Here is a 12061-nt window from a genome sequence, read left to right as displayed (position 1 = left end):
GTCGAAGCCTCCATGTCCTCGCCGTCCAGCCTCCTGCACTGGACCCGCCGCATGATCGAGATCCGCAAACAGAACCCCGCCTTCGGACTGGGGTCCTACACCGAGCTGGTCTCGTCCAACCCCGCGGTGCTGGCCTTCCTGCGGGAGTACGAGGACGACATCGTGGTCTGTGTGCACAACTTCTCCCGCTTCGCGCAGCCCACCGAGCTGGATCTGCGCCAGTTCACCGGGCGGCACCCGGTGGAGCTGTTCGGCGGGGTGCGCTTCCCGGCCGTCGGCGAGCTGCCGTACCTGCTGACGCTGGCCGGGCACGGCTTCTACTGGTTCCGGCTGCGCCAGGACGCGGCGTAGTGCGATCGAGCGGGGCGGCCACCGGTTTCCGCCGCCCCGCTCGGGGCACCGTTCAGTAACACCCCGACGACCCGGGGAAAGGACGTGACGCCCATGGCGGAAACGGTCACCCCCTCCAGCACGTCAGGTACCACAGCCGAGCTGCTCGAATCGCTCGACCCCCTGCTGCGCGAATGGCTGCCCCGGCAGCGCTGGTTCGCCGGGAAGGGGCGCGCGGTCACCGGTTTCGACCTGGTGGCCGCCACCGAACTCCTGCCTCCCGAAGGAAGGCTGGGTCTCTATCACGTACTCCTGCGCGTCCGACAACCGCCGGTGCCGGGCGCTCCCCCGCAGCCCGGTGACTGCTACCAGTTGCTGATAGGCGTGCGCGAGGCGCTGCCGCCCCGGCTGGCGCCCGCGCTGATCGGCCATGTCGTGGACGGCCCGCTCGACGGACGCACGGTCTACGACGCCCTGTACGACCCCCGGCCGGCCGAGGTGCTGCTGGAGGCCCTGCGCACCGGCGCCCGCGTCGGCGCGCTGCGCTTCGAGCGGGACCCGGCACACGAGATCCGGGACCAGCTGGTGGCCCGGCTGATGACCGCCGAACAGTCCAACTCCTCGGTGGTGTACGGCGATACGTTCATCCTCAAGCTGCTGCGCCGGGTCACCGCCGGCATCAACCCCGACCTGGAGCTGCCGCTCGCGCTGGCCCGTGAGGGCTGCGCGCGGGTGCCCGCGCCGGTGGCCTGGCTGCGCGCCGACCTGGACACCGAGCCGTACGTCCTCGCCGTGCTCCAGCCCTTCATGAACGGCGCGACCGACGGCTGGGAGCTGGCCCTGCGCGAGCTGGCCAAGGGCGAGGACTTCACCCACGAGGCGCGGGCTCTCGGCCGGGCCACCGCCGAGGTGCACACCGCCCTCGCCCGCGCCCTGCCGACCGTCACCCTCGGTCATGCCCAACTGGCGCTGCTGGCAGGCGGGATGACCGAGCGGCTGGCGGCTGCCGTACAGGCGGTGCCCGCGCTGCTTCCGTACGAGAGCGGACTGCGCTCGGCGTTCGAGGCGCTGGCCGACCTGGCCCGCGAGGGGCAGACCTGGACCGCGCAGCGGGTGCACGGCGATCTCCACCTCGGGCAGTGCCTGCGCTCGCCCGGCGACGGCTGGTCGCTGATCGACTTCGAGGGCGAGCCGTCCCGCCCGCTGGCCGAGCGGCGCATGCCGCAGCCCGCGGTGCGCGACATCGCGGGCATGCTGCGCTCCTTCGACTACGCGGCCCACTCCGCGAAGACCCCGGCGCCCGACTGGGCGCACGCCTGCCGGGCCGCCTACTGCACCGGGTACGCCGAGGTCACCGGCCGCGACCCCCGTACCGACCCGGTGATGCTGCGCGCCTACGAGACCGACAAGGCGATCTACGAGGTCGTCTACGAGGCCCGGCACCGGCCCGAGTGGCTGTCGGTCCCGATGTCGGCGGTGCGCCGCCTCGCCACGCCCGACCTGTCGTGAGCCCGACCTGACCCCGACCGGGAGACTCGTCCGTGACGTCCAAGAAGCCAGCCGGCCCGAAGAGCAAGTCCGGCAAGAAGCAGGCCAAGTCCTCGCAGGCGGCACCGGTGAAGCAGGTCCGGGCGAAACCCGGCAGGCAGGCGGAGTCACCGGAGAACGCGCCCGCGATCCCCAGGGCGCGTACGCCGGAGGTGCCCGCGGTGCCCGCCGTGTCCCCGGCCCTGGACCCGGCCGACCGTGAGCGGCTGCTCGCGGGCACGCATCACGACCCGCACACCGTGCTGGGCGCGCACCCGGTGCCCGGCGGGGTCGCCGTCCGGGTGTTCCGGCCGTACGCGGAGGCGGTGACCGTCGTCTTCGAGGACGTGCGGGCGGAGCTGCGCGACGACGGGGAGGGCTTCTTCTCCGGCCTGCTCCCGCTGGCCGAGGTCCCGGCCTACCGGCTGCTGGTGTCCTACGACGGCACGGTGCACGAGACCGAGGACCCGTACCGCTTCCTGCCCACGCTCGGCGAGCTGGACCTGCATCTGCTGGGCGAGGGGCGGCACGAGGAGCTGTGGCAGGCGCTCGGGTCGCGGGTGCTGACCCAGCAGGGCGTGACCGGGACCCGGTTCGCGGTCTGGGCGCCGAACGCCCTCGGGGTGCGGGTCGCGGGCGGCTTCGACTTCTGGGACGCGACCGGCTTTCCGATGCGCTCGCTGGGCTCCACCGGGGTGTGGGAGCTGTTCGTGCCGGGGGTCGGGGAGGGTGAGCTGTACAAGTTCGAGATCACCCGCCCGGACGGCTCGCGCACCCTGCGCGCGGACCCGATGGCCCGCCGTACGGAGGTGCCGCCGGCCACCTCCTCGGTCGTGGACGTCTCGCACCACGAGTGGGGCGACGCGGAGTGGATGGCCCACCGCGCGGGCCGCCCGGTGCACGAGGCACCCTTCTCGGTGTACGAGGTGCACCTGCCGTCCTGGCGTCCGGGACTGACGTACCGCCAGCTCGGCGAGCAGCTTCCCGCCTACGTCGGTGATCTCGGCTTCACCCACGTCGAGTTGATGCCGGTGGCCGAGCATCCCTTCGGAGGCTCCTGGGGCTATCAGGTCACCGGGTTCTACGCCCCGACCGCCCGGCTCGGCACCCCGGACGACTTCAAGTACCTGGTGGACAAGCTGCACCAGGCGGGCATCGGGGTGCTGATGGACTGGGTGCCCGCCCATTTCCCGCGCGACGAGTGGGCGCTGGCCGAGTTCGACGGGCGCCCGCTGTACGAGCACGGCGATCCGCTGCGGGCCGCCCATCCGGACTGGGGCACGCTGGAGTTCGACTTCGGGCGGCGCGAGGTGCGGAACTTCCTGGTGGCCAACGCGGTGTACTGGTGCGAGGAGTTCCACATCGACGGGCTCCGCGTGGACGCCGTCGCCTCGATGCTCTACCTCGACTACTCGCGCGAGGCGGGCCAGTGGACGCCGAACGAGTTCGGCGGGCGGGAGAACCTGGACGCGGTCGCCTTCCTCCAGGAGATGAACGCCACCGTCTACCGGCGCTGCCCCGGCGTGGTCACCATCGCCGAGGAGTCCACCGCCTGGGACGGCGTGACCCGGCCGACCCACCACAGGGGCCCGAGCGGCTTCGGCGGGCTGGGCTTCGGGCTGAAGTGGAACATGGGCTGGATGCACGACTCGCTGGCGTACATGAGCCACGAGCCGGTGCACCGCAAGTACCACCACCACGAGATGACCTTCTCGATGGTGTACGCGTACAGCGAGAACTACGTGCTGCCCATCTCCCACGACGAGGTCGTGCACGGCAAGCGGTCGCTGGTCTCCAAGATGCCGGGCGACTGGTGGCAGCAGCGCGCGAACCTCCGGGCCTACCTGGCCTTCATGTGGGCCCATCCCGGCAAGCAACTCCTCTTCATGGGACAGGAGTTCGCGCAGGGCGCCGAGTGGTCCGAGGCACACGGCCCGGACTGGTGGCTGCTGGACCCGGCCTACGGCGCCGAGTCCGAGCACCGGGGCGTGCGGGAGCTGGTGCGCGACCTGAACACCGCGTACCGGGCGACCCCGGCTCTGTGGGAGCGGGACACCGATCCGGCGGGGTTCGAGTGGATCGTGGGGGACGCGGCGGAGGACAACGTCTTCGCCTTCCTGCGCCGCGACGCGGAGGGCGGCCCGCTGCTGTGCGTCGCCAACCTCTCCCCGCTGGCCCGCCACGACTACCGCCTCGGCGTCCCCGACGACGTCCCCGCCTGGCACGAGACCCTCAACACCGACCTCGCCCGCTACGGCGGCGGGGATGTCGCGGGCCAGGGCACGGTCAAGCCCGAACCCCAGCCCTGGCACGGCCGCCCGGCCAGCATCCGCCTGACGCTGCCGCCGTTGGCCACGGTGTGGCTGCGGCCGGCGTGAGACCGCGACCGTCCGGGGGCCCGTCGGCCGGCCCCCGGACGAGCCCGGTCACCCCTTGAGCGCCGCCGGGACCTCGCCGGTGTGCAGCACGCCGAGGCGCTGGGTGGCGCGGGTGAGGGCCACGTACAGGTCACTCGTGCCGTAGGCGGCGGGGTCGACGACCAGCACCGAGTCGAATTCCAGACCCTTGGACTGGCGGGGGTCGAGCAGGACCACGTTCCGGGTGAGGTCGGGTTCGGCGCCCGCCGTGACGCCGTCCAGCGCGCCGGCGACGGTGGCGTGCAGGGCGCGCGGGGCGATGACCGCGAGCCGTCCCTCGGCCGGGGTCAGCTCGGCCACCGCCCGCGCGACCGCGCCGGGCAGATCGCCGGAGGCGTCCCGCACCCAGGGGCGTACGCCGGTGGAGCGGACCGAGCTGGGCGGCTCGAAGTCCGGGTGCTCGGCGCGGACCACGGCGGCGGCCAGGTCCATGATCTCGGACGGGGTGCGGTAGTTGACCCCGAGCCGGGTGTGCTCCCAGCGGTCCTCGACGTACGGCTGAAGGATCTTTGACCAGGAGCCGACCCCGGCCGCCTCGGCGGTCTGCACCGGGTCCCCGACCAGGGTCATGGAGCGGGTCGGGCTGCGCCGCATCAGCAGCCGCCACGCCATCGGGGACAGCTCCTGTGCCTCGTCCACGATGATGTGCCCGAACGCCCAGGTCCGGTCGGCGGCCGCGCGCTCGGCGGCGCTGCGGTGGTCGTCCTCCTCGTGCCGCTCGGCGAACCGCTCGGCGTCGATGATGTCGTGCGCCGAGAGCACCTCGGAGGACTCCGGGTCGTCCTCTTCCTTGTCGTCGAACTCGTAGGTGCGGGACGCGTACGACACGTCCAGCACGCCCTGCGCGTACGCGATCTGCGTCTGCCGTTCCCGGTCGGCGCGGGCGCGGGCCAGCCGGTCGTCCTCGCCGAGGAGTTCGGCAGCCTCGTCCAGCAGCGGCACGTCCGCGACGGTCCAGGCGCGGGTGACGGGACGGCGTACCGCGTCGGCGTCCTTGGGCGGGAGGTGGCCGTCGGGCTCGGCGAGGAAGTCCGCGACCAGCCGGCGCGGGGTGATCCGGGGCCACAACCGGTCGATGGCCGACCAGACTTCGGGGTTCTCGGCGAGCTCGTCGCGGATCTGGGTGATGTCGGCGGGATCGAGCAGGCTGCTGCCGTCGTAGGGGTCGGTGCCCACGCGCTCGGCGTACAGGTCGGTGAGGGTGTTGAGGATGTGGCCCTCGAAGTGCTCGCGGGCCGCGTTGTGCGGCAGCTTGGCCGCGCGGGTGCGCTCGCGGGCGGTGGCGACCAGCCCCTCGTCGAGCATCAGCACCTCGCGGTCGTGCTCGACGGCGATCACCGGGTCAGGCAGCGCCTGCCGCTCGGCCACCACGGCGGCGAGCACGTCGGCCATCTCGGCGCGGCCCTTGACCACCGCCGCCTCGGGGGTGTCGGTGGCGGTGGCCTTCACGCCGGGGAACAGCTCTCCGACCGTGGCCAGCAGGACGCCGGTCTCGCCGAGCGAGGGGAGCACCTCGCCGATGTAGCCGAGGAAGGCGGGGTTGGGGCCGACGATGAGTACCGCGCGGCGGGCGAGCAGGTCGCGGTGCTCGTAGAGCAGGTAGGCGGCGCGGTGCAGGGCGACCGCGGTCTTGCCGGTGCCGGGACCGCCCTCGACCACCATCACGCCCCGGTGGGGTGCCCGGATGATGTCGTCCTGCTCGGCCTGGATGGTCTGCACGATGTCGTTCATGCGGCCGGTGCGGGCGGTGTTCAGCGCCGCGAGCAGGACGGCGTCGCCGGTGGGGTCCTCGTGGCCGGTGCGGGTGTCGTCGCCCAGGTCGAGGATCTCGTCGTGCAGGGCGGTGACGGTACGGCCCTCGCTGGTGATGTGCCGGCGGCGGCGCAGGCCCATCGGGGTGTGGCCGGTGGCCACGTAGAAGGGGCGGGCGACGTCGGCGCGCCAGTCGATGAGGACGGGGGTGCGCTCGGCGTCCTCGCGGCGCAGGCCGATACGGCCGATGTGGTGGGTGGTGCCGTCGGCGAGGTCGATCCGGCCGAAGCAGAGCGAGCCGTCGACGGAGTTCAGCGCGGCGAGCAGCCCGGAGCGCTCGGCGACGAGGATGTCCCGCTCCAGGCGTGCCTGCTGGGGCTTGTCGCCCTGCGCGAGGGCGTCCCTGACGCCGGTCTCGGCATCGCCGCGCAGTTCGTCCACGCGCTCGTAGAGTCCGTCGATGAATTCCTGCTCGAACCGCAATTCATCGTCCGGAAATTCGGTGTTTGACAATTCCACTCCCGCCCGCATATACTGTGCTCATCAAGCTTCCGCACGACTTCTCACAAAGAAGTCGTGAACGGTCCAATATACCGAAAGAAATCCCCCGGGCGTCCACGCCCGGGGGATTTCTTTGCTTGCGGGGTGCTTTCTCAGAGCAGGTCGGCCAGCTCCTCCAGCAGCCTGCGCCTGGGCCGGGCGCCGACCATGGAGCGCACCGGTTCACCGTCCTGGAAGACCAGGAGGGTGGGGGTGGAGAGCACCTGGTAGGCGATGGTGGTGCCGGGGTTGCGGTCCACGTCGAGCTGGACCACCTTCAGCCGGTCGCCCTCCGTGAAGGCGATGTCCTTCAGCACCGGCGCGAGCTGCCGGCAGGGCCCGCACCAGTCGGCGGTGAACTGCACCAGCACCGGGAGATCGGAGCCGAGCACCTCCGCCTCGAAATTCGCGTCCGTGACCTCGTCAAGACCGCTGACGACACTCATGCCTTTCGCCCTCCCAGCTCGCACACGGGTTCCGGACCCCCCGGAACCAGCGCTTCGGCGGCCAGCCCGGCCCGCGCCTCCTCGGCCCGCCGCAGCTCCCCCGCGACCGTCTCCCGCACCGCCACCAGCTCCCCGATGAGCCCGTCCAGCTCATCCAGCTTCCGCCGGTACACGGCCTGGGAGGCCGGACACGCGTCCCCCTCCGGGTGCCCGGCCCGCAGACACTCCACGAACGGCCGCGTCTCCTCCAGCTCGAACCCGAAGTCCCGGAGCGTCCGGATCTGCGTCAGCAGCACGAGATCCCGCTCGTCGTACCACCGATGCCCCTTGCCGTCCCGCCGCGCGGGCAACAGCCCCCGCGTCTCGTAGTACCGCAGCGCCCGCACGGTCGTCCCGGCGCGCTCGGCCAGCTCACCGATTCGCATGGCTTCGACGGTAGGGGGTGACGTGGGCGTCAGGGCAAGGCGGCGAGACGTGCCGCTCCGTCGGGCTCCGGAGCGGCACGTCGGCCGGCGTCAGTGGGCGGCAACCTCCACCGGTGCCTCTTCCGGCTCCTCGGCAGCCTCCGCCGAAGGCGCCGTCTCCCGCCCCGGCAGCAGCACGGCCACCACGACCGTGCCCACGCCCAGGATGACCGCTCCGATCAGGCTCGTGTGCGCCACCGCGTCCGAGAAGGACGACCCCACGGCCTCCGCCATCCGGTGGGCCCCCGAAGCCAGGGACGAGGCCTGCTGCTTGAGCTGGGCCGCCTGCTGCGGGTCCGTGGCCCCGGCCGCCTTCGCGGCCAGCGACTGCGCCTTCTCGCCGATGGCCTGCGCCACCGCGTACCCCGCCCCCACCGAGTCCTGGGCCGTGGCGAGGGCCTGGGCCGGCAGGCCGGACCCCTTCGTCGCCGACGTCAGGTGGTCGTCGTAGGAGGTCGCCAGCAGGGAGCCCAGGATCGCGATGCCGAGCGAGCCGCCCAGTTCCAGCGACGTGTCGTTGACCGCGCCGCCCACGCCCAGTTCGGACTCCGGGAACGCGCCCATGATCGCGTCCGTGCAGGGGGAGAGGGCGAGGCCGATGGCGAGGCCCAGGATCACCAGGGACGGGACGAAGTCGGCGTACGTCGAGCCCGCGTCGACGCGGGTCAGCAGCGCGAGCGCCACCGTGCCGGCGACCATGCCCGCCCCGACCGTCCAGCGCATGCCGACACGGGGGGTGAGGTAGCCGGTGAGGGCGGAGCCGGCGAAGACCGCGCCGGCCAGGGGGAGCATGCGGACGCCGGTCTCCAGGGCGTCGTAGCCGAGGACGAACTGGAGGTGCTGGGTGAGGTAGTAGAAGGCGCCGAAGACGGCCAGGAAGAAGAGGGCGACCGCGAGGTTGGAGCCCGCGAAGCGGCGGTCGGCGAAGCGGCGTACGTCCAGCACCGGGCGCGGGTGGCGCAGTTCCCACAGGACGAAGGCGATCAGGCCGGCGCCCGCCACGACCGCGGCGGTGACCGCCTTGACGCCCCACCCGAAGTGCGGCCCCTCGATGATCATGTACACCAGCGCGGCGATCCACAGCACGGACAGCAGCCCGCCGACGTAGTCGATGCGCTCGTGGTGACCGGCCTTGGACGGCGGCACGAGCACCAGGCTGCCGACGACGGCAACGGCGGCCACCGGGACGTTGATCAGGAAGGTCGAGGCCCAGCCGTGGTTCCGCAGAAGCGCGCCCGCGACGACCGGGCCGGCCGCGATGGCGAGGCCGGCGGTGGCGGTCCACAGGGTGATCGCCTTGACCCGCTCGGCGCGCGGGAAGGTCGCCGCGAGCAGCGAGAGCGTCGCGGGCATGATCAGCGCCGCGCCGACGCCCATGACCGCGCGGGCCGCGATGACGGTGGCCGCCGAGTCCGCGAGGTTGCCGAACACCGCGCCGCCGCCGAAGACGACGAGGCCGAGGATCAGCGCCCCGCGCCGGCTGTACTTGTCACCGATCGCACCCAGCAGCAGCATCAGCGCGGCGTAGGGGACGGTGTAGCCGTCGATGACCCACTGGAGGTCCGCGCTGGACAGCCCCAGGTCGCGGGTCATGTCGGGCGCGGCGACCGTGAGGGCGGTGTTGGCCATCACGATGATCAGCAGGCTGAGGCAGAGGACGAGCAGCGCCCACCAGCGCCGGGCGTAGGGGCGCTCCATCCTCTCGACCGGTTCGTTCATGACGAGTCGCATGACAGCGGCTGACCTTCCTCGACATCAGGCACAACAGGTACTTGCACAGTGGCGTGCAATTGCACAACGATGTGCAATGTACGACGTTGCACATGGTTGTGCAAGTCGAGAAGGTGTGCACAATGACTGCCATGACCACGGGTAACCCCAGCCGCGCCGACACCAACCGCCGCCGCATCCTCGACGTCGCCCTCGCCGAGCTGCTGCGCGACCCGGACGCCTCGATGGACCAGATCGCGCGCGCCGCCGGTGTCGTACGGCGCACCGTGTACGGGCACTTCCCCAGCCGGGAGGCGCTGATCGGCACCCTCGTCGACGACGCGGTGCGGGTGCTGACGGATGCGGACCTCTGCGCCCGGGTCGACGGCGCCGGGCCGGCCGCCGCGGTGGCCCGTTCCGTGCTCGCGGTGTGGGAGATCGCCGACCGCTACCGTCTGCTGATCGCGCTGGCCCAGCGCACGGTCACCGTCCAGGGCATCCGCGACCGACTCGCCCCCCTGCGTGAGGAGAAGACGCGGTTGCTCCAACGCGGTCTGGACGAAGGGGTGTTCAGCTCACCGCTGCCCGCCGCCGCGCTGGCCTTCGTGCACGAGCAACTCCTCTTCGCGGTCATGGAGGCGGTGAACGAGGGGCTGCTCCCGCCCGAGGAGGCGGGCCACGCGGCGGCGGTCACCGCGCTCACGGCGGCGGGCGTACCGAGCGACACGGCAACGGAGCTGGTGGCCCGCGCGAGCAAGGCGGCATGAAAGACCGGCCGCCCGGCCCCGGTTCAGGCGGGGTCGGGCGGCCGGCGACAGAAGGCCCTTCAGGCGGGCCCCGGAGGACACCTCGGCCAGAGGCTCCTCACGCCTTGGCGAGTTCCTTCCCGCCCTCCCCCTCGGCCGAGGTCGAGGGCGAGGGCGCGGAAGGCTCGCCCTCCCGCCCCTCGTCCAGCAGCGTCGTCTCGTCGAACGGCAGCTCGCCCGCGAGCACCCGCCGCACCCGCTCCGAGTCGATCTCTTTCGTCCACGTACCGATCAGCACCGTGGCGACGGAGTTGCCCGCGAAGTTGGTCAGCGCCCGTGCCTCGCTCATGAACCGGTCGATGCCGACCACCAGGCCGATCCCGTCCACCAGCGCCGGCTTGTGCGACTGGAGACCGCCGGCCAGCGTGGCGAGCCCGGCGCCGCTGACACCCGCCGCGCCCTTGGACGCCAGCAGCAGGAAGAGCAGCAGCGGGATCTGCTCGCCGAGCGACATCGGCGTACCCAGCGCGTCCGCGATGTAGAGGGACGCCATGGTCATGTAGATCATGGTCCCGTCGAGGTTGAAGGAGTACCCGGTCGGCACGGTGATGCCCACGACCGCCTTGCTGACGCCGAGGTGCTCCATCTTGGCGATGAGCCTCGGCAGCGCGGACTCCGAGGACGAGGTCGACAGGATCAGCAGGAACTCGCGGGCGAGGTACTTCAGCAGAAGGAAGATGTTCAGCCCCGAGACGATGCGCAGCAGCGCGCCGAGCACCACGAAGACGAACAGCACGCAGGTGAGGTAGAAGCCGAACATCAGCACGGCGAGGCTCTTGAGCGCGTCGATGCCCGACGAGCCGACGACGGCCGCGATCGCGCCGAACGCGCCGACGGGCGCGGCCCACATGACCATGGCCAGGATGCGGAAGACCAGCCGCTGGATGTGCTCGATGCCCCGCAGTACGGGCTGCCCGGCCGCCCCCAGCGCCTGCAGCGCGAACCCGGTGAGCAGGGCGACCAGCAGGGTCTGGAGGACCTGGCCCTCGGTGAAGGCGGACACGAACGTGACCGGGATGATCGAGAGCACGAAGTCCACCGGGGGCAACGCGTCGGCGGACACCTGCGCGTGGCCGCTCTGCCGGAGCGCGGCGGTCAGGTGCAGGCCCTCGCCCGGGTGCAGCACGTTGCCGACGACCAGGCCGATGGTGAGCGCCACCAACGACATCACGGTGAAGTAGCCGAGCGCGATGCCGCCGACCGCGCCGACCTTCGCGGCCTTCCGCACGGAGCCGATCCCGAGCACGATCGTGCAGAAGATGACCGGCGAGATCATCATCTTGATCAGGTTCACGAACCCGGTGCCGAGCGGCTTGAGCTCCACCCCGGCGTCGGGCCAGATCAGGCCCACGGCGATGCCGAGCGCGACCGCCACGATGACGGCTATGTACAGGTAATGGGTACGGTCCCGCTTCACGGCGGGGGCGGCTGGTGCCGTACCGGGGGTGCTGGCGGCCACGACTGCTCTCCTTGACGTCTTCGTCGGCATGACCGGCGTGCGGCTCACGTCCGGGCGTTGCAGGGGATCGCGGAGACTATCTCCCGCCGTGTGAGGGCGGTCACCCTTCCGTTCATTTAGTTCACGCCCGAACGGACAGGCACACTGCTGGCATGCGTGCCCCCGCCCTCCCCCGACCCCGCAGCCTGGCGGGCCAGCTCTTCGCCATGCAGGCGGTGCTGGTCGCGGTGGTGGTGGCCGGGTACGCCCTGTTCACCTACGTCAGCGACCAGCGCCAGGCGCGGGACGCGGCGGAACGCCAGGTCACGGCGGTGGCCCGGTCCATCGCGGACGCGCCCTCGGTGCGGGCGGCGATCCGTACCCCGGACCCCTCGGCCGCGCTCGAGCCGTACGCGCTGCGGGTGATGCGGGACACCGACGTCGACTTCGTCACGATCATGGACCCGCGGGGCATCCGCTGGACCCATCCGTCGCGGGACGAGATAGGCCGGCGCTTCCTCGGCCGGACCGGGCCCGCCCTGCGGGGGCACACCTTCACCGAGACGTACACCGGCACGCTGGGGCCGTCCGTGCGCGCGGTGACTCCGGTGACGGACGGCCCCAGCGTGCC

The 12061-nt window shown here is 72.0% G+C and carries 9 protein-coding genes and 1 pseudogene; 5 read left to right on the top strand and 5 right to left on the bottom strand.

Annotated elements, in window-relative coordinates:
- The 3 genes from CCN33_RS19280 to glgB all read left to right on the top strand — a co-directional run.
- A partial coding sequence (locus CCN33_RS19280; RefSeq protein ID WP_208621799.1) for an alpha-glucosidase C-terminal domain-containing protein occupies positions 1-351 on the top strand: 351 nt, incomplete at its 5' end.
- Positions 352-444: 93 nt separating this feature from the next.
- Entirely contained in the window at positions 445-1839 is a 1395-nt protein-coding gene (locus CCN33_RS19275) for a maltokinase N-terminal cap-like domain-containing protein (RefSeq protein WP_208621798.1), read from the top strand.
- Between the two features lie 32 nt (positions 1840-1871).
- The gene (gene glgB, locus CCN33_RS19270; protein WP_086694822.1) at positions 1872-4235 is read left to right on the top strand and encodes a 1,4-alpha-glucan branching enzyme; all 2364 of its coding nucleotides are present in this window, start codon (positions 1872-1874) and stop codon (positions 4233-4235) included.
- A 48-nt stretch (positions 4236-4283) separates the two neighbouring features.
- Here the strand turns inward: glgB and CCN33_RS19265 are convergent, their stop codons facing one another.
- From CCN33_RS19265 to CCN33_RS19250, 4 genes are all read right to left on the bottom strand, one after another.
- On the bottom strand, positions 4284-6557 hold the full coding sequence (locus CCN33_RS19265) for a HelD family protein (protein WP_086694821.1): 2274 nt from the start codon (positions 6555-6557) through the stop codon (positions 4284-4286).
- Between the two features lie 122 nt (positions 6558-6679).
- Entirely contained in the window at positions 6680-7012 is a 333-nt protein-coding gene (locus CCN33_RS19260) for a thioredoxin family protein (protein ID WP_086694820.1), read from the bottom strand.
- Positions 7009-7437 (bottom strand): MerR family transcriptional regulator, encoded by a 429-nt coding sequence (locus CCN33_RS19255; protein ID WP_086694819.1) that lies wholly within the window; start codon positions 7435-7437, stop codon positions 7009-7011. The genes CCN33_RS19260 and CCN33_RS19255 overlap by 4 nt, the downstream gene beginning before the upstream one ends.
- Before the next feature lie 90 nt (positions 7438-7527).
- Complete coding sequence (locus CCN33_RS19250) at positions 7528-9207, bottom strand: MFS transporter (RefSeq protein WP_086694818.1); 1680 nt, start codon at positions 9205-9207, stop codon at positions 7528-7530.
- A 131-nt stretch (positions 9208-9338) separates the two neighbouring features.
- Between CCN33_RS19250 and CCN33_RS19245 the strand changes: the two genes are divergently transcribed.
- A complete protein-coding gene (locus CCN33_RS19245) occupies positions 9339-9953 on the top strand; it encodes a TetR/AcrR family transcriptional regulator (RefSeq protein WP_244173867.1) in 615 nt (204 codons plus the stop codon).
- Between the two features lie 97 nt (positions 9954-10050).
- Here the strand turns inward: CCN33_RS19245 and CCN33_RS19240 are convergent, their stop codons facing one another.
- Positions 10051-11481: a cation:dicarboxylate symporter family transporter gene (locus CCN33_RS19240; RefSeq protein WP_086694824.1), complete on the bottom strand. Its 1431-nt coding sequence runs from the start codon at positions 11479-11481 to the stop codon at positions 10051-10053.
- A gap of 122 nt (positions 11482-11603) precedes the next feature.
- Between CCN33_RS19240 and CCN33_RS19235 the strand changes: the two are divergent.
- A pseudogene (locus tag CCN33_RS19235) lies at positions 11604-12061 on the top strand (histidine kinase); the annotation flags it as partial.

The organism is Streptomyces recifensis (assembly GCF_002154615.1).
In the GTDB taxonomy this organism is placed as follows: Bacteria; Actinomycetota; Actinomycetes; order Streptomycetales; family Streptomycetaceae; genus Streptomyces; species Streptomyces griseoluteus.
This window is presented reverse-complemented; position numbering and strand designations above follow the sequence as displayed.

What these genes read in the sequence shown, in the direction of transcription:
- CCN33_RS19275 (WP_208621798.1), top strand. Translation starts at nt 445, where the DNA reads ATGGCGGAAACGGTCACCCCCTCCAGCACGTCAGGTACCACAGCCGAG.
- CCN33_RS19265 (WP_086694821.1), bottom strand. Translation starts at nt 6,557, where the DNA reads ATGCGGGCGGGAGTGGAATTGTCAAACACCGAATTTCCGGACGATGAA.
- CCN33_RS19260 (WP_086694820.1), bottom strand. Translation starts at nt 7,012, where the DNA reads ATGAGTGTCGTCAGCGGTCTTGACGAGGTCACGGACGCGAATTTCGAG.
- CCN33_RS19255 (WP_086694819.1), bottom strand. Translation starts at nt 7,437, where the DNA reads ATGCGAATCGGTGAGCTGGCCGAGCGCGCCGGGACGACCGTGCGGGCG.
- CCN33_RS19250 (WP_086694818.1), bottom strand. Translation starts at nt 9,207, where the DNA reads ATGCGACTCGTCATGAACGAACCGGTCGAGAGGATGGAGCGCCCCTAC.
- CCN33_RS19245 (WP_244173867.1), top strand. Translation starts at nt 9,339, where the DNA reads ATGACCACGGGTAACCCCAGCCGCGCCGACACCAACCGCCGCCGCATC.
- CCN33_RS19240 (WP_086694824.1), bottom strand. Translation starts at nt 11,481, where the DNA reads ATGCCGACGAAGACGTCAAGGAGAGCAGTCGTGGCCGCCAGCACCCCC.